Below are 15,831 nucleotides of genomic sequence, written 5' to 3' on the forward strand. Positions count from 1 at the left end.
CCGCGAGGCACTGACGAGTCACGCGCCGCCGTCAGACCGGTTCGCCGTCGCGGTCTGCCTCCGCGTCCTGGGGGAACCGAGACTCCATGATAGCGAACACGAGCGTACTCACGAGTCCGAGCAGCGTCCCGCCCGTCAGCGCGGCCGCGAGGACGGAAAGGCCCGCCATATCGAGGAAAAATGCGCTGACGGCGTCTAACACGATTGCGATAGAGAGCACGTAAAACGGCGCGTTCAGGTATCGCCACTCCAGACGGTCGGCGAGGTACTCGTCGGTGATCTGGCCGAGACTCGTGGTGATTCCGGCGGCCGCAAACCACTGGACGGAGCCGTGGACGAGCGCGGCGGCTACTTCGATCGCCCCGAGCGTCCCGTTCGTCTCCATCTGCGTCGCTTCGAGCTGGTTCAGACCGTCGACGCCGCCGATAACGAGTAACACGGCGGCGACGAGGTAGGTGATGATCGTCACTCGGCCCGCGTAGAGGCTGTTTCGCGCCCGACCGACGAGCGTGTCGAGCGTCTCCGCGATACCGAGTCCACGAGAGAGGAAGTAGAGTCCGAGCATCGCAGACACGATTCCGAACACGGCACCGCCGGGGAGTTCCAGCATGCTGGCGATGACCGCGAGCGGATAGATCAACAGCAGGATCCCGAGCGGTACGAGCACCGTCCCGCGCGTTTCGGGGTCGTTCAGCACCTGCTTCATCGTGTAGTAGACGGACTCCAGGTCCTGGGCCTGCCGGACGACGACGCGTCTGACGCCGTCGATCGTGACCCGAGAGCGGATCACCGGGACGACGCTCTCGTCCTGCGCACCGTCGGTGACCACGAGCGCCGTGACGCCCTCGCCGGTACGCAGACTGGCGAGCACCTCGTCGACCTCCTCGCCGACCTCGCGGTTGGCGCTCACGTCGCCGCCGTCGTTGCCCGTCACGGCAGCGACTTCGACCTCTTCGTCGGTTATCTCCTCGGCGATGTGTAACCCCTGGAACAGCACGTTGACGTCGCTGTCCTCCGGGTCGGTCGTGGCGAGGGCGACTGCGGCCTCCTCGACCGGATCTCGACCGACGACCGGGGTTCCGACGGTGGTCTTTCGACCGATGTCGTCGTCCAGGTCGACACAGAGCACCAACAGCATCGGGTGACAGTTCACGGCTTGCGCTTATTTGCTTTTGGGCACGGCGGTCAGCCGCGCCGCGTGGCATGGTTTCGGAGAGCGGTCACGGTCGCGGCGCTGCCCGCTGCAGCGCCGTCTCGGCGACGTTGCCGCCGTAGTCGGCGCTCCGCGACAGCGAGTCGACGACCAGGCCGAGGAGCTGAGCCTCTCCGGGGTCCAGATCGCGGAGATGCCTGCGTAGCTCGCGGGTGTGCTCGTCGATAGCGAGAATGGATTCGCGCGCCTCGTTGGCGAGTTCCTCCGACCGGTCGGAGTCGTCCATGAACAGCGCGTCCATGGCGTTGTTGATCACCGTGGTGGAGTCCTCGTGGAGAGCCTCTAATCCCGAGGTAACGTCGTCAGTGACGCCGTCGGGAACGTCGCCGAGTTCCAGCGCGAGGTGGGCTATCTTCGCGGCGTGGTCGGCGATCCGTTCGAGTTGGCGGGCGGAAGAGTGATAGTCGAAACACACCTCTCGCGGGAGTCCGAGTTCCTTGGCCGCTCGCGGCGAGCGCAGCGTCGCCCGGAAGATGCGCGACACCACGAAGTACAGCCTGTCCACGTCGTCGTCGCGCTCGATCACGTCCCGTGCCAGGTCGTCGTCGTTCTCGACCAGCGCCGTCACCGCGTCTTCGAGCATCGACCGGGAGATGAGCCGCATCCGCGTCACCGCGTTCTTGATCGACAGTTCGGAGGAGTCGAGTAGCTCCTGAAGGACTACCCGCTCGCTGGTCTCTTCGAGTACTTCGAGGCCGACGAGGCCCTGGACCGCGTCGCGGATGGCCCGGCGCTGGTCTGTCGTGATGCGATTGGCCTCTAGCGCGATGATGTCGAACCCGCTGACGTACATCGTCATCACCGCGCGGGTCAGCTGTTCGCCCTCCAGTTCCGACACGTCGAGTGACCCTTCGACTCGTTCGGAGTCGCTGCGCGGCGTGAGCAAGAGCGTGTCCTCTTCCGGATAGAACTCGACTTCGCTTCCGGCGCTAACCTCGTTGTCGTTCGCCCACGATTTGGGGAGCGAAACAGTGAACGTCGATCCGCCGGTGACCTGGACCTTTCGGGTCTCCATATCCGACAGTGCCGGCTCGTCCGGAATAAATCCACCTATTTCTATATATCTATGGTTCTTTCCAGCCATATTCTCTACTTTAACTACTCCGGCCGCCAGTACCTACGTATACATCTGAATGTCCCGGCCACTTTCAGAACGCTACTTTGGCGGCTAATTACCCCAATTTACCGCCTATAACGTCCCATATTATCGCAGAAACGACTGAGTTTGTAGTGGTGTTGGTATCAATCCATACCCCCACATACGTCTATATAGATTTCATAGCAGATTACTTATTATGACTACAGGATGGTTCAGATGATGCCAGAGCACACTGACAAGGTGCCCGGCGTGTCGCGACGTAAGTTCCTCGCCGCATCCGGCGTGGCAAGCGCAACGGCGCTTGCAGGGTGTAACGTACTCGGGGACGAAAGTAGTGACCTCTCCGGAGAGGTCAACATAACCGGATCGAGCACGGTGTACCCGATTTCCGTGGCGTTCGCCGAGGAGTTCAAGAAAGACCACTCGGACGTGGACATCTCGGTGGACCCGACCGGGAGCGGCGGCGGTTTCGAGAACCACTTCTGTCCGGGAAATAGCCACATCAACGGTGCCTCCCGCCCGATCAAGGACGAGGAGGTCGACCACTGCAGCGAGAACGGCGTGGAACCGCTCGAGTTCGAGATAGCGGGCGACGCGCTGACGGTCGCAGTGAACCAGAACGCGGACTGGGTCGACTGTCTCACGGTGGACGAACTCCACCAGATCTGGCAACCCGACGGCGCGGAAACCTGGAGCGACGTCCGCGACGAGTGGCCCGACAAGGAGTTCGAACTGTACGGCGCGGCCTCGACATCGGGGACGTTCGACTGGTTCACGGAGTACGTCAACGGCGAGGTCGGTGCCCACCGCGACGACTACGAGGCGACGGAGGAGGACAACCGCATCGTTCAGGGTATCGAAGGCTCCGATTACGCGATGGGGTATTTCGGCTACGCGTACTACGCCGAGAACAAGGACCGCATCAAAGCCGTCGAGATCGACGCTGGGGATGGCTGCACCGAGCCGAGTCTCGAAAACGCGAAGGACGGCTCGTACCCGATGGCGCGACCGCTGTTCATCTACCCCGCTAAGGACGCCCTCGAAGAGGAACAGGTCCAGGAGTTCCTGAAGTACTACCTCGAGAGCGCCGAAACCGACATGGTGAGCGAGATCGGCTACGTCCCCTCCAGCGAGGAGCAGATGAACGAGAACCTGGACAAACTCGAATCGAACATCGAGGACGTCTCGTAACGTAACGCGGGCGCTTCTTTCTCCCATCTCATGAGTAGAGAATCCACTCACGTCGATCTGACAGGGGACGCAGTGAGCCGCTCGGCGAAAGAACGCGGCGTGTGGCTGTTGTTGCTCACCTGCGCAGCCCTGTCGGTGTTCGTCACGTTCGGTATCATCGGTACCTTGCTCTTCGACGCGATCGATTTCTTCACCGAGGTGTCCCCGGTGGCGTTTTTCACCGGTACCGACTGGAGTCCGGCGATCAAGCCCTACTCGTTCGGGGTCCTACCGCTCGTGACGAACACACTGTTGGTCACGGTCCTGTCTGCCCTGATCGCACTGCCGCTCGGCGTGGCATCGGCGATCTACCTGAGCGAGTACGCGAGCGACCGCGTCCGCTCGGTTCTTAAACCCGGTCTGGAGGTTCTGGCGGGGATCCCGACGGTCGTCTACGGCTACTTCGGACTCGTGTACATCACGCCAGCGCTCGACGCCGTACTTCCGGTGAGCACGTTCAACGCGCTCTCGGCGTCCATCGTCGTCGGCATCATGATCATCCCAATGGTGTCGTCGATCAGCGAGGACGCGATGAGTTCCGTCCCGGACTCGCTCAGAGAGGCGGGGTACGGACTGGGCGCGACGAAGTTCGAGGTGTCGACCGGCGTGGTCGTTCCGGCCGCAGCCTCCGGGATCGTCTCGTCGTTCGTCCTCGCGCTGTCGCGGGCGATCGGCGAGACGATGGCAGTCGTCGTCGCGGCCGGGCAGTCGCCGACGATGATCACCCCATCGAACGTCGACACCGTGTTGTTCAACTCGATCCAGACGATGACATCCGCGATGATCGAACTCGGCGTCAGCGACCTGTCGGGCGGAACGACCGCGTACAAGGCGCTGTTCGCTATCGGTCTGACACTGTTTTCGATCACGTTCGTCATGAACCTCATCAGCACTCTCGTTGCCAGGCGCTTCCAGGAGGAGTACCAATGACGCTACACGCTCGTTTCCGAACGGAGGTGACCGCCTGATGGCGACTGACAGCGGGCGGGACTGGTTCGGGTCCGAGAAGACGACCGGCTACGCGAAAGGTCGCGCGTTCGAACTCGGCTGTCTCGCGGCGACAGTGTTCGGCATCTTCATGGTGTTCGTGTTACTGCTGTACGTCGTCGTCGACGCGTTCGCGCTGACCACTCCCGAGTACGGGCCGTGGCTCGACGGCGACTTCCTCACAAGCGCGCACTCGCGGTTCCCTGAGAAGGCCGGAATCTACCCCGCGCTGGTCGGGTCCGTGATGATGCTCATCGTGATCGCGCTGTCGGCCTTTCCGATCGGCGTCGGAACCGCGATCTATCTGGAGGAGTACGCGTCCGACAACCCGATAGCGACGCTCATCGAGATCAACATCGGGAACCTCGCTGGCGTCCCATCGGTCGTGTACGGCCTCCTCGGTCTCGCGCTGTTCATCCGGTTCGTCGGCCTCGGCACCGGGACGGTCGTCGTCGGCGGGTTCACGGTCGGCCTGCTCATCCTTCCGATCATCATTATCTCCGCTCAGGAGGCGATCCGGAGCGTGCCGGATTCGATGAGAACGGCGTCGTACGGGATGGGCGCGACCCGCTGGCAGACCGTCTGGCGAGTCGTCCTTCCGGAGGCACTGCCGGGTATCCTCACGGGGACTATCTTGGCGCTCGGTAGAGCGATCGGCGAAACGGCCCCGCTGATCATGATCGGTGCGGCGGCGACGGTGTTTAGCCCGCCGTCGTCCTTCTTCGACCGGTTCAGCGCGATGCCCCGGCAGATCTACGCCTGGGTCAGCTTCCCGAAATACGAGTTCCAGTACGGTGTGATGGCCGCGGGCGTCGTGACGCTGCTGACCGTGTTGCTCCTGATGAACGCCACGGCGATACTCATCCGAAACAGATACCAGCGGCAGTGATACCCATGTCACAGGAAACCATATCCGGCACCGACCCCAGTCCCGACGCGGACGACGAATCGCTGATCTCGCCGTCGCCGGGAGCCGACGCGGTCGGACACGAGCGAACCACTGGCGAACAGAGCGAAACCAGAACAGTCGTCGAAACGCAGGCGCTTGACGTGTACTACGGCGAAGAGCGAGCGCTCCAGGAGATAGACATCGAGATACCCGCGGAGAAGGTAACGGCGATAATCGGGCCGTCCGGTTGCGGGAAGTCGACGTTCCTGCGGTGTATCAACCGGATGAACGACCTGGTTGATTCGGCGCGCGTCGAGGGCGAGTTGCTGTTCGAGGGGAAAAACGTCTACGACGCGGACGTGGACCCGGTCGCGCTCCGACGGCGGATCGGGATGGTGTTTCAGGCACCGAACCCGTTTCCCAAGAGCATCTACGACAACGTCGCGTACGGACTCCGAGTGCAAGACGACACGGAGAACCTCGACGAGCGCGTGGAGACGGCGCTGCGCCGCGCGGCGCTGTGGGACGAGGTCAACGACCGCCTCGACGAATCGGCGCTCGACCTCTCGGGAGGCCAACAACAACGGCTCTGTATCGCCCGTGCCATCGCGCCCGACCCCGACGTCCTCCTGATGGACGAACCCGCCAGCGCGCTCGACCCCGTCGCCACCTCTCAGATCGAAGACCTCATCGAAGAACTCGCCCAGGACTACACCGTCGTCATCGTCACCCACAACATGCAACAGGCCGCACGCATCTCCGACAAAACCGCCGTCTTCCTCACCGGCGGCGAACTCGTCGAGTTCGACGACACCGGCGTCGTCTTCGAAAACCCCGAACACCAGCGCGTCGAAGATTACATCACCGGTAAGTTCGGGTAGCGACGCGTATCGGGAAGTCGCAACCGCGTTCCGGATAGCTTTTGAGCGTGCGACGTGTATCGGGAGACGAATGATATCGGAGGGCTGCGAACAGTGCGCCAAGGGCGGGAAGATGGTGATGTTCGTCTACGGCTACTGTGACCAGCGGGACTGTTTCTACTGTCCGCTCGGCGAGAACCGCAAGAACGTCACTGACGTGTACGCCAACGAGCGGAAAGTCGAGTCGGACGAGGACGTCATCACCGAAGCCAAGCGCATGGACGCGCTCGGCACCTCCATCACGGGCGGCGAACCGCAGGAAGCGCTGGACCGCACCTGCCACTACCTTGAACTGCTGACCGAGGAGTTCGGGGACGAGCACCACACGCACCTCTATACGGGTATCCCCGGCGGACGGGAGAACATGCGCCGCCTCTCCGAAGCGGGACTGGACGAGATCCGATTCCACCCGCCGCTGGAACTCTGGGGCGACATGCACGGCACGGAGTGGGAGGAGATCCTCTACATCGCCCGCGAGGAAGGGCTCACGCCCGCCTTCGAGATCCCGGGCATCCGCGCCGAGGAGGAGTTCCTGGAGTTCCTCGACGAGGGGGCCGCCGACTTCTGTAACGTCAACGAGTTCGAGATGAGCGACGGCAACTACCGCCGGATGCAGGAGAAAGGGTACGAACTGCAGGACGGCCACATGAGTGCCGTCGACGGGTCGAAGGAGATACTGGACGTGATGGGCGACCACGAGCGCGTTTACTTCTGTACGAGCGTGTTCAAAGACGCCGCTCAGCACCGCAACCGCATGAAACGGATGGCCGAGAACATCCAGCGCGAGTTCGACGAGGTGACCGACGACGGGACGCTCGTCTACGGCAAGACCCGAGCACCGGTCGAACGTCTCGACGAACTCGGCGTCCCCGAGGAGTTCTACACTGTGAAGACGGAACACGTCGAACTCGCGTGGTGGCTACTTGAGGAGATGGTCGAGGAAGGCGACGTCGAGGACGGCGAAATCGTCGAGCAGTATCCGACCGTCGACGGCACCGTCGTAGAGCGCACGCCGCTGGCGTGACGAACGTCGCTTGCGCCTCGAACGTCACTGGTGGACCTATCGTACACCTGCAAGCACCCGAGCGCCGCGAGGATCGATCGGTTTGTGGCCGAGTTTTTCGACGAGCGATTCGCCGAAGGCGAATAGGCGAAAAGGTCGTCCCGCGTCGCTGAATCCTGATAGACACGTTCCGGCGGGTCGAGTCTGACCGGAACTCTCGGCGTACGTCACCTCGTCGGAACGAATTCCTTTCAAGGACAGATTTAATACGCGTCTGAGTTATTCTTAATTACCCGGATTTGACCTATGGATTTCGAAATAGACGACGTCAAGATACTGTACGGACTCGGCGTGCTGTTCGGTCTGGGCGCGTTGGTCTACTTCGGCCGTGATCTGGTGTTCGAGCTGTCGGTACCGGTCAAATCGCTGCTGCTGTTGCTCGGATTCGTCGCGTTTTTCGCGGCCGCAAGCGCGATCGATCGCCCGACGCTCGACAGCGTGCTCTACGTACTGAGTGGGGGTGCGTACCTCATGTTTCTCGGCTACACGATCGACCGGTACGACGTCGGCGACACCGGCGTCTTTCTGGCGCTCGTTTTCTCCTCGATGCTGTTCATCGGGCTCGGCTACCTGCTGCGAGAACGAGAGGCCGGCCTACCGTGGCGACAGAGCCGGTACGTACTCGCCGTCGTCGCGATTGTCGCCGGCCTGCTGATCGTCGCCGACCTGCTCGGCGGTGGCGTCGTCTACACGGCCGCACTAGAAAACGAGGTGACGAGTACCCCCGACGATCCACAGATGATCGTCGGGACCGTCACCGCGAAAAACGAGTTCGTCGGAGCGCGGAAACTGTCACCGCCCTCAGTCAGCGCCTGTGTCTACACGCCTGACCGACGGGACTCTGACGCACAACTCGTCTGGCCCGATGACTACTCGTACGCAACGGCGGAGGTGATCGGGGGTGGAGAGGAAGTCGAACTGGATATTCGAGTGTGGCACCGTATCCCCGGCGAAGACAACGAGACGGCACAGCAGTTCACTGTCGAGCGCGCCGCGGAGTGTCCCGACGAAACGTCCGTCACGGAGCCGACAATCGTCGTCGTTCTCGACGAATCAGTCGGTACCGAGCGACGATAGGCTGAGAGGACACGTTCACGCGAGCGCGTAGCACGTGGTTCTCGTATACCGAGGGGAAAACAGATGCCGTGGGAGAAGCGTCGATACAGAGACACGGGGCATTGACGCGGCTCAGCCGCCGATGAGGACGTGTTCGACGACGAAGAGCGCGAGCGAAGTCGAGACGACGGCTCCGGCGCGGCGCTTTGCCCGCCGCCCCGGAGTCCGCGACGTGTAGTAACCGCCGCCGAGCAGGACAAGGACGGAGCCGAGAAGGGCCGGGAGAAGGGGGTCCGCGCCGCTGAACGCGCTGACCCCGACGACGGCGACGCCGACGAGCGCTGACCCGACCAGAACCGGGAACGGGGGGAGCGATTCGAGACTGCCGCCGTACTCCGCGTTGTAGACCACCGGCGGGAGAGCGAGCAGTGCTGCCACCACCGCGGCGAACGCCGGGTCCGCCGACGCACCGGCGAGACCGACGCCGGCCGCCAGGACGGTAGCGACCAAGAGAAGTCGGTCCGGCGGGAGGAGCCAGGTCGGGTCCTCCATCCGAACGACGGCGAACGTCGCAAAGGGGTACAACAGGGCGAGAACGAACGTCACCGTGACCAGCAGGCGCTCAGGATCGGTGACGAGCGCGGGCTCCAGTACGACGACCGCGGCGAGAACGGTCCCGGCGAGAACCAGTCCGACGAGTACGGCGAGTTCGGGGACGCGACGTGTCACTGATCGTGATTCGGAGAGGGCGTGAAAAAGCGTTATGCAGTGATCGCCCAAACGCAAGCGTTTAATCGCCCGGTAAAGTACCATGCCGCATGGCGGACTGTCCACTCGCCGACGAATGCCCCAGTTTCTCCGAACGGATCGAAGGGATGGGGTGCCAACACTACGGCGACCGCGGCGGCAAGGAGTGGTGTAATCACTACAGCCAGCCCATCGAAGACCTGCAAACGCAACCGGTCCAGCAACAGGAGGAACTCGTCGTCGACGTCGAAGACATCCACGAGAGCGGTGCCGGCGTCGGGCGGACCGAGGACGGCTTCATCGTGCTGGTCGACGGGGTCCTTCCGGAGGCTCGCGCCCGAGTGAAGATAACCGAGGTGCACTCGAACCACGCTCGCGCCGACGAGGTCGAGCGCCTCCCGATGGACGACGAGGAAGAACCCGACGAGGAGACGGACGGAGAAGAGACCGACGAAGCCGTCAGCGATGACAATGACGACGAAGACAGCGGCGGCCGCGGCCCCGACCGCGAGCGTCTGGGAAGCCGCGACAACTTCTGGGGCTCCTGAACGGCCGTTTCGGCCCGGTCGGCGCGTGGACAGTCCCGACCGTTTTTCGCATTGGGGTTCGTAGCCACACCCGATGAGCGACGCAGACGGTGACGAGGAAGCCGTGACCGCGAACGTCGACGAGTTGCTGGACCGGGTCGGATTCGACCCGACTGAGAGCGCGCTGACGCGTCGTCAGGCCGAGGTGCTCGCCCTGCGCCAGCGGGGGGCGTCGCAGTCCGCTATCGCCGAACTGCTCGGCACCTCGCGTGCCAACGTCTCCAGCGTCGAAGCGAGCGCTCGAACGAACGTCGAGAAGGCGCGCGAAACGGTGGCGTTCGCGGAGGCGCTGAAAGCGCCGGTACAGGTCGAGGTCGAGACCGAAACCGACCTGTACGACGTTCCCCAGCGCGTCTACGACGCCTGCGACGAGGCAGGTGTGAAGGTGAGCCACACCGCACCGGACCTGATGAAGATCGTCAGCGACGAGGCGGGCGACGCCATCAGCGGACGGAAGGTGAGCGAGGCGCTGCTGATCGGCGTCTCCAACGACGGCAGCGTCCGGGTCCGGCGGTCCGAGTGAGCGGTCGGGCCAGATCCTGGTGAATGGGCCGGACAGATCCGGCCGTCCGAGCGGATCCGGAGTCCCGAAAGATTAGTGCGCCCGTCGCGTTGGCCACGATATGGATCTCGGAATCGACGGCAACGCGGCACTGGTCACGGCGAGTTCGAGCGGTCTCGGCCTCGCGAGCGCCAAAGCCCTCGCCCGGGAGGGCGCGAACGTCAGTATCTGCGGGCGGTCGACCGACCGCCTCGAAGCGGCGCGCGAGGAGGTGGCGTCGGTCGCGGACGGCGAGGTACGCGCCCAGCAGGCGGACATCACTAGCCGGAGCGACATCGTGTCGCTGGTCGAGGAGACCGTCGACGTCTTCGGTGGCCTCGACCACGTGGTTACCTCTGCCGGGGGCGTTCCGAGCGGCGCATTCGTGGACATGGACGAGCGCGACTGGTACGCGGCGTACGACATGCTCGTGATGAGTCACGTCTGGACGCTGAAGGAGGCACACCCCTATCTGGAAGACAGCGACGCGGGCAGTATCGTCTCGATCACGTCCACCAGCGTCCGCGAGGCCATCGAGGGGCTTGTCCTCTCGAACGCGGTGCGTCGGGCCGTCATCGGCACAGTCAAAACCGTTTCGCGGGAGTTCGCGCCGGGCGTGCGGGCCAACGCCGTGTTGCCCGGTGCCCACGAGACGCCCAGGATCGAGGAACTCATCGAACAGGGCCTCGACCGCGGCGAGTACGGCAGTTACGAGGAGGGACTCGAAGACTGGTCGGCGGACATCCCGCTCGACCGCATCGGCGACCCGATGGAACTGGGCGACGCTATCGCCTTCCTCTCCAGCGACCGTGCGAGTTTCGTCAACGGCGTGGCGATGCCGGTCGACGGCGGCCGCCTGCGCTCCTGAGCGGCGGTGACCGCCGTCCCGGCTCAGAACTCGCCGGCATCGCGCAGTCGCTCGACGACCTCCCGGACGCGCTGTGCGTCGTCTTTCGGTACGACCAGCACGCGGTCGCCGTACGCGGCGACGACCAGGTCGTCGGCTCCGATGACTGAGACGTGGGTGTCACCGTCGCTGGCGACGACGTTGTCCGCGGCGTCTATCGTCAGCGCGTCGCCGAGGACGGCGTTGTCGTCACCGGCGACGACCCGCTCTAGGGCGTCCCACGACCCGAGGTCGTCCCACTCGAACGAGACAGGAACGACGTACGCGTCGTCCGTGCGCTCCAGAACGGCGTAGTCGACGCTTACCGGGTCGGTCTCGCGGATGGCGGCGGCGAGCGGGTCGGCGTCTCGGCGGTTCGGAGCCGTTTCCCCACCGTTTTCGGCCGCCGCGACGACGGTCGAGAGCGGCGAGTCCCGCGCCTCGCGCAGGAATGCGTCCGGCGTCCACGCGAAGATGCCGGCGTTCCAGTAACAGTCGTCGACGAGTTTCGCGGCGGTTTCGCGGTCGGGTTTCTCCCGGAACTGACGGACCGGCGCGTAGCCGTCCTGTTCCCGTCGCGGTTCGACGTAACCGTACTCGGTCGCCGGCCGAGTCGGTTCGACACCGAGCGTGACGAGGCCGTCAGTCTCGACGGCGACGCGGGCGGCGCGGCGAGCGGGGGACTCGAAATCGCCCCGGAGCCGGTGGTCGCTTGGCACGCACAGGAGAACGGCGTCGTCGACCCGTTCGCGGAGTCGAGCGGCGGCGTACGTCAGCGCGGGGCCGGTGTCTCGTGGCGCGGGTTCGACCAGTACGTCGGCGTCTGGAGCGTGGGCGGGCACCGCGTCGGCGTAGGCGTCGCGCGTGAGGACGACGGTTTCGTCGGCGAAATCGACCCTGTCGGCGGTCCGGGCGAGCAGCGAGCGGTCGCCGCCGAACGACTGGAACTGCTTGGGGCGGTCGCTTCGACTCGCGGGGTAGAGTCGCGTCCCGGTACCGCCGGCGAGTATCACTGCGACGATGGGGCGGTCCATACCGGCCAGAGCGACGCCGGGCGGGAAAAGTCACCAGGTCTCGATACGACCCTCGCGCACGTCCTCGGCACAGCCTTCGCAGTCCGGATGGCCCGCCTCGAAGCAGGCTGGGTGGCCCTGGTCGTCTATGTTCGCGGTTCGCTTCTCGGCGTAGCGTCGGCAGACTATCTTCGCTCGTCCGGCATCGTCCGTCGGCAGACCGTGTTGCAGGCGGGCGGACCGGTACGCGCGCTTCGCCTCGCCGTACTGCTTGCCCGCTTTGCGCGCGGTCGACTGGACGAACCGTGAGAGACGGCTGTCGTCACTCACGCCGATTCCCTCCGAGCGACATACGTGAGCGTTGTCGGCGAGGCATATATACTGTCGGCCGCGGCTACTCCGCGTATCCGAGGGCGCGTAGCTTCTCCTCGACGGAGCCGGCACCGTTCTGGACCTCCCGACGCGGTTTGAAAACCGCGAACGGGACGGTGACGAGCGCCGGGACGTAACACCGGGTCGGGTGAACGTACAGGCCGAACTCGCGGTAGCGACCGAACAGTTCGCCGTGGTCCGCGGTCACGACGACGGTCTGTCCGTCGCTGACCCACCGTCCGACGTACTCTCTCGTCACCGCCCACGTGCTGCGGACTGAGGTCCGGTACGCTTGCCAGGCCTTCTCCGGGTCTATCTCACCGGAGGAGAACAGCCGCTGGGACCTCGAACCGGGGTTCGCCGCCTGTTCACCGTGCCATTCCTCGACATCGGGAAACAGGGGAAGCCACTCCTCGCCACACACGCCGACGTACGGGGCGTGCGGGGGGAGTACGTGCGCCACGGCCGGCGTCTCGCCGTCGGAGACGCGCTCGTCGGTCGCCTCAAGCACCGGTTCGGGCAACACGGTGTTGAGGTAGTCGTCCCAGTGGGTCTCCCAGCAGGCGCGGACCTCGCTCCCGACGTCGACTTTCGAATACTGTACGTTCGCCGTCGAGACGTAGGCATCGTGCATCGTCCCCGCCGCCTTGACGGACGACAGCCACTCGGACGTGTTACTTCCGGGTGACTGAACCGCGTCGACGGGCCACTCGGCGACCTCGCGGAGCACGTCGTATCGGCAGGCGTCGAGGACGACCAGTACGTCCCACTCGGTCTCCTCCAGTCGCTCCAACTGATCCGGACGGTGCCACACCGGCGAGATCTGTTGGACAGCCCACTTTCTCGCACGGTAGGTGAACGGTTCTGCCGCCACGGCTCAGAGGTAGCCCAGGTCTTCGAGTTGGTCCCGGACGTCCGACGCGTCCCGGGACGTGACGGCGCTGTCCGCGCGGAACGCCTCGCGGACGGGCGGGTCGTCCGTCTCTCCGGTTGACGGCGTGACCCGCTCGATTCCGTCGCGAACGTCTACCACCGACTCGACGCCCCGAAGCGCTTCTGTGTCGGACGCCGCGGCGTACGGGTCGTGTGTGTGGTGGCCGTCCGTCAGGCCGTGGTCCGACACGCAAAGTAGCGTGTCGTCGGGTGCGAGCGCTGCGGCTACCTCTCCGGTCAAGGCGGCGGCGAGACGGTACGCCCGCTCCTGCCACCCGTCCTCGTCCACGACCGGCGCGAGGTGACCGACGGTGTCGAGGTAGCCGAGCCAGGCGAACACGAGATCGTAGTCGCGCTGGAGGCAAGAGCGGACGATACCGAGTTTCTCGGTGGCCTCGCTCACCAGACGCTCTTCGAGTTCGGGGACGGACACCCGGGGTTCGTGTGCCGTCTCGTCGTCGGCGCCCTCGTCGATCGAGAGGAACTCGCCGAGCGCGGCCCCGCGGTCGGCGTCTAGCCCGAGGCGCTCGTCGCGTTCGGTCGCGTAGTTCGGCACCGTGATAGCGCGGGCCGTGCGTCCGTCGAAGACGGTGTCGACGCCGCGTTCGCGGTAGTACGCCGGCGATTTAAAATCGAGACCGGCACCGCGTTCGCGGAGCAACGCGCCGATACGCGTGCGGAGGTCGTCGGGGACGACGCGGCGGCCGATCCGCGCGGCGACGCTGATCGCCGGGTTCCCCCAGGCGACGCCCTCGTCCTCGGTGGCCGCGTGGATGCCGTGGTCGTCAGGGTGAAGTCCGGTGATCATCGACGGCCAGACCTCGTAGGTGTGTGGCTTGCCGAGCGTCGGATTGTCGAACGTCGACAGCCGACGCCCGTGTTCGCCGAACGTACCGTCGAGGTCGAACGCCTCGACCAGGTTCGCGTCGAGGGCGTCCCAGCCGAGAACGACGGTTGTCACTTCCGCACCTCCAGTTCGAACTCGACCGGGCAGGACTTCCAGAACTGTATCCTGTCGATCCGTTCGGCCCTCCGCACGCGGAAGTCGGGGTCGAAGTAGCCGCGCGAACCCAGTTCCGTCGTCGAGTCCCAGAAGTCGAACGTGCGCTCGTCGAACCCGGCGACCATCGTCACGGGCGGCGCGCTCGGCAGGTTCTCCTCGGACAGCGTCCACGGGAGCGTCACCGGCTCGCCGCCGTCGGTCACAGTGTCTCGGGGATGAGCGACGTGCGTCGGGTCGACGTACGCGTTGCGGTCCTCCCAGTGCGGGGCGTTCCCCGTCAGGGTCGCACCGTCGCGGCAGACGCGGTGTATCTCCGCCATTACCTCAGGGAGGTTCGGTAGGTGTTCGAGAACAGAGTACGCGTACACTTCGTCGAACGTCTCGTCGGCGAACGGCCACGGCGTTTCTGACACGTCGTACACCACGTCCGTGGCGTCGTACGGCCGGACGTCCATGCCGACGGCATCGGCGTCGCGTTTGGTATCACCGCACCCGATGTCAAGCGCTCGCCGCGTCGACATCCGACTCACCTCCGTCACGGGCGATCCGGCCGGCGATCCACCCGGCCGCACGGCTCGCGTGGGGGACCGGATTCCGTCCCGTCGCGGCCGCGTAAGGGACGTTTAACGCGACATCCTGAAACCGCGAAAGGTCGTACTTCGCGCCGAGATACCCCTCCTGCCAGCCGATAGGATGACGCTCCTGATTCGCGTGTTCGAAGCGGGCCCGGTGGTTGAACACCCAGACGTTCCCGCGAGATTCGACGTACCTGCGGAGGTACTCGTCCTCTAGCACGTGCAGGTCCGGCGGGAACGATACACCTTCTACGGCGTCCCGTCGAAGGAGAGTCGCGTGCGTACCAGCGCGTCGCGAGCGGCGCTGGACCCAGTCGGACGGGTTCTCAGTGCGCGAGGCTTTCCGACCCTGAATCCCGCCGACCAGCGGTGCCGCGGCGTCCAGCATGTGGTCGAGGTAGTGTTCGGTCAGGCGGACGTCGTCGTCGAGAAAGAGGAACCAGTCCGCCTCGACGGTGTCGACGGCGAGTTCGCGCGCTCTCGGCAGCGAACACGGCAGGGACCGTATCACCGGTTCCCACCCCGCTTCCTCGGCGTGTCTGCGGGCGATAGATCGCGTCTCGTCGGTACTCTCGTCGTCTATCAGGATCAGTCGGTCGACCTGTACGTCCGCCGCCTCGGCGCTTACCCGTAATCGCTCTACGGTCCCGTCGAGGACGTCACCGCTATCGGCGGTCGGCATCGCCACGTCTATCGTATCAATTTCGTTCATTCCCC

The 15,831-nt window shown here is 64.8% G+C and carries 18 protein-coding genes; 9 read left to right on the plus strand and 9 right to left on the minus strand.

Features of this window, described 5'->3' with window-relative positions:
- Positions 1 to 31: 31 nt before the first annotated feature.
- Together EYW42_RS08705 and EYW42_RS08710 are read right to left on the minus strand one after the other, a co-directional pair.
- A complete protein-coding gene (locus tag EYW42_RS08705) occupies positions 32 to 1,138 on the minus strand; it encodes a DUF373 family protein (protein ID WP_135534880.1) in 1,107 nt (368 codons plus the stop codon).
- 82 nt (positions 1,139 to 1,220) lie between these two features.
- Positions 1,221 to 2,228 (minus strand): PhoU domain-containing protein, encoded by a 1,008-nt coding sequence (locus EYW42_RS08710; RefSeq protein ID WP_135534881.1) that lies wholly within the window; start codon positions 2,226 to 2,228, stop codon positions 1,221 to 1,223.
- A 303-nt stretch (positions 2,229 to 2,531) separates the two neighbouring features.
- Here EYW42_RS08710 and EYW42_RS08715 point away from each other — a divergent pair, with 303 nt between their 5' ends.
- The 6 genes from EYW42_RS08715 (at position 2,532) to EYW42_RS08740 (ending at position 8,478) form a co-directional block, all read left to right on the plus strand.
- The gene (locus EYW42_RS08715; protein WP_135534882.1) at positions 2,532 to 3,503 is read left to right on the plus strand and encodes a PstS family phosphate ABC transporter substrate-binding protein; all 972 of its coding nucleotides are present in this window, start codon (positions 2,532 to 2,534) and stop codon (positions 3,501 to 3,503) included.
- Between the two features lie 30 nt (positions 3,504 to 3,533).
- Complete coding sequence (gene pstC / locus EYW42_RS08720; RefSeq protein ID WP_135534883.1) at positions 3,534 to 4,472, plus strand: phosphate ABC transporter permease subunit PstC; 939 nt, start codon at positions 3,534 to 3,536, stop codon at positions 4,470 to 4,472.
- 37 nt (positions 4,473 to 4,509) lie between these two features.
- Positions 4,510 to 5,418 (plus strand): phosphate ABC transporter permease PstA, encoded by a 909-nt coding sequence (pstA, locus tag EYW42_RS08725; protein ID WP_135534884.1) that lies wholly within the window; start codon positions 4,510 to 4,512, stop codon positions 5,416 to 5,418.
- A gap of 5 nt (positions 5,419 to 5,423) precedes the next feature.
- Complete coding sequence (gene pstB / locus EYW42_RS08730; RefSeq protein ID WP_135534885.1) at positions 5,424 to 6,299, plus strand: phosphate ABC transporter ATP-binding protein PstB; 876 nt, start codon at positions 5,424 to 5,426, stop codon at positions 6,297 to 6,299.
- Between the two features lie 70 nt (positions 6,300 to 6,369).
- A complete protein-coding gene (locus EYW42_RS08735; RefSeq protein WP_135534886.1) occupies positions 6,370 to 7,362 on the plus strand; it encodes a radical SAM protein in 993 nt (330 codons plus the stop codon).
- A gap of 285 nt (positions 7,363 to 7,647) precedes the next feature.
- The gene (locus tag EYW42_RS08740) at positions 7,648 to 8,478 is read left to right on the plus strand and encodes a DUF1109 domain-containing protein (RefSeq protein ID WP_135534887.1); all 831 of its coding nucleotides are present in this window, start codon (positions 7,648 to 7,650) and stop codon (positions 8,476 to 8,478) included.
- 111 nt (positions 8,479 to 8,589) lie between these two features.
- Here the strand turns inward: EYW42_RS08740 and EYW42_RS08745 are convergent, their stop codons facing one another.
- Positions 8,590 to 9,186 carry a hypothetical protein gene (locus EYW42_RS08745; protein ID WP_135534888.1) on the minus strand — a complete coding sequence of 199 codons (597 nt, stop codon included), beginning with the start codon at positions 9,184 to 9,186 and terminating at the stop codon, positions 8,590 to 8,592.
- 89 nt (positions 9,187 to 9,275) lie between these two features.
- On the opposite strand from EYW42_RS08745, the gene EYW42_RS08750 reads away from it, so the two are divergent.
- The 3 genes from EYW42_RS08750 (at position 9,276) to EYW42_RS08760 (ending at position 11,200) form a co-directional block, all read left to right on the plus strand.
- Positions 9,276 to 9,752 (plus strand): TRAM domain-containing protein, encoded by a 477-nt coding sequence (locus EYW42_RS08750; RefSeq protein WP_135534889.1) that lies wholly within the window; start codon positions 9,276 to 9,278, stop codon positions 9,750 to 9,752.
- A 73-nt stretch (positions 9,753 to 9,825) separates the two neighbouring features.
- Positions 9,826 to 10,314 (plus strand): Tfx family DNA-binding protein, encoded by a 489-nt coding sequence (locus tag EYW42_RS08755; protein ID WP_135534890.1) that lies wholly within the window; start codon positions 9,826 to 9,828, stop codon positions 10,312 to 10,314.
- Between the two features lie 100 nt (positions 10,315 to 10,414).
- Positions 10,415 to 11,200, plus strand: a complete 786-nt coding sequence (locus EYW42_RS08760; RefSeq protein WP_135534891.1) for an SDR family oxidoreductase — start codon at positions 10,415 to 10,417, stop codon at positions 11,198 to 11,200.
- A gap of 23 nt (positions 11,201 to 11,223) precedes the next feature.
- Here EYW42_RS08760 and EYW42_RS08765 read toward each other — a convergent pair whose 3' ends face one another.
- From EYW42_RS08765 to EYW42_RS08790, 6 genes are all read right to left on the minus strand, one after another.
- Entirely contained in the window at positions 11,224 to 12,252 is a 1,029-nt protein-coding gene (locus tag EYW42_RS08765) for a mannose-1-phosphate guanylyltransferase (protein ID WP_135534892.1), read from the minus strand.
- 30 nt (positions 12,253 to 12,282) lie between these two features.
- Positions 12,283 to 12,561 carry a DUF7091 family protein gene (locus EYW42_RS08770; RefSeq protein ID WP_135534893.1) on the minus strand — a complete coding sequence of 93 codons (279 nt, stop codon included), beginning with the start codon at positions 12,559 to 12,561 and terminating at the stop codon, positions 12,283 to 12,285.
- A gap of 64 nt (positions 12,562 to 12,625) precedes the next feature.
- Complete coding sequence (locus EYW42_RS08775) at positions 12,626 to 13,477, minus strand: hypothetical protein (RefSeq protein ID WP_135534894.1); 852 nt, start codon at positions 13,475 to 13,477, stop codon at positions 12,626 to 12,628.
- A 3-nt stretch (positions 13,478 to 13,480) separates the two neighbouring features.
- Positions 13,481 to 14,497, minus strand: coding sequence for an alkaline phosphatase family protein (locus tag EYW42_RS08780; protein WP_135534895.1), 1,017 nt, complete (start codon positions 14,495 to 14,497; stop codon positions 13,481 to 13,483).
- Positions 14,494 to 15,060 carry a methyltransferase domain-containing protein gene (locus EYW42_RS08785; RefSeq protein ID WP_135534896.1) on the minus strand — a complete coding sequence of 189 codons (567 nt, stop codon included), beginning with the start codon at positions 15,058 to 15,060 and terminating at the stop codon, positions 14,494 to 14,496. Before EYW42_RS08785 ends, EYW42_RS08780 begins: the two co-directional genes overlap by 4 nt.
- Positions 15,038 to 15,826, minus strand: a complete 789-nt coding sequence (locus tag EYW42_RS08790; RefSeq protein WP_135534897.1) for a glycosyltransferase family 2 protein — start codon at positions 15,824 to 15,826, stop codon at positions 15,038 to 15,040. Before EYW42_RS08790 ends, EYW42_RS08785 begins: the two co-directional genes overlap by 23 nt.
- Positions 15,827 to 15,831: the final 5 nt, after the last annotated feature.

The organism is Halostella pelagica, from assembly GCF_004762015.1.
In the GTDB taxonomy this organism is placed as follows: Archaea; Halobacteriota; Halobacteria; order Halobacteriales; family Natronoarchaeaceae; genus Halostella; species Halostella pelagica.

Bases quoted from the DNA above. Each gene is read 5' to 3' on its own strand.
- EYW42_RS08790 (WP_135534897.1), bottom strand. From the start codon at position 15,826: ATGAACGAAATTGATACGATAGACGTGGCGATGCCGACCGCCGATAGC.
- EYW42_RS08765 (WP_135534892.1), bottom strand. From the start codon at position 12,252: ATGGACCGCCCCATCGTCGCAGTGATACTCGCCGGCGGTACCGGGACG.
- EYW42_RS08785 (WP_135534896.1), bottom strand. From the start codon at position 15,060: ATGTCGACGCGGCGAGCGCTTGACATCGGGTGCGGTGATACCAAACGC.
- pstA (WP_135534884.1), top strand. From the start codon at position 4,510: ATGGCGACTGACAGCGGGCGGGACTGGTTCGGGTCCGAGAAGACGACC.
- EYW42_RS08760 (WP_135534891.1), top strand. From the start codon at position 10,415: ATGGATCTCGGAATCGACGGCAACGCGGCACTGGTCACGGCGAGTTCG.
- EYW42_RS08755 (WP_135534890.1), top strand. From the start codon at position 9,826: ATGAGCGACGCAGACGGTGACGAGGAAGCCGTGACCGCGAACGTCGAC.
- EYW42_RS08710 (WP_135534881.1), bottom strand. From the start codon at position 2,228: ATGGAGACCCGAAAGGTCCAGGTCACCGGCGGATCGACGTTCACTGTT.
- EYW42_RS08735 (WP_135534886.1), top strand. From the start codon at position 6,370: ATGATATCGGAGGGCTGCGAACAGTGCGCCAAGGGCGGGAAGATGGTG.
- EYW42_RS08715 (WP_135534882.1), top strand. From the start codon at position 2,532: ATGCCAGAGCACACTGACAAGGTGCCCGGCGTGTCGCGACGTAAGTTC.
- EYW42_RS08750 (WP_135534889.1), top strand. From the start codon at position 9,276: ATGGCGGACTGTCCACTCGCCGACGAATGCCCCAGTTTCTCCGAACGG.
- pstC (WP_135534883.1), top strand. From the start codon at position 3,534: ATGAGTAGAGAATCCACTCACGTCGATCTGACAGGGGACGCAGTGAGC.
- EYW42_RS08740 (WP_135534887.1), top strand. From the start codon at position 7,648: ATGGATTTCGAAATAGACGACGTCAAGATACTGTACGGACTCGGCGTG.
- pstB (WP_135534885.1), top strand. From the start codon at position 5,424: ATGTCACAGGAAACCATATCCGGCACCGACCCCAGTCCCGACGCGGAC.
- EYW42_RS08705 (WP_135534880.1), bottom strand. From the start codon at position 1,138: ATGCTGTTGGTGCTCTGTGTCGACCTGGACGACGACATCGGTCGAAAG.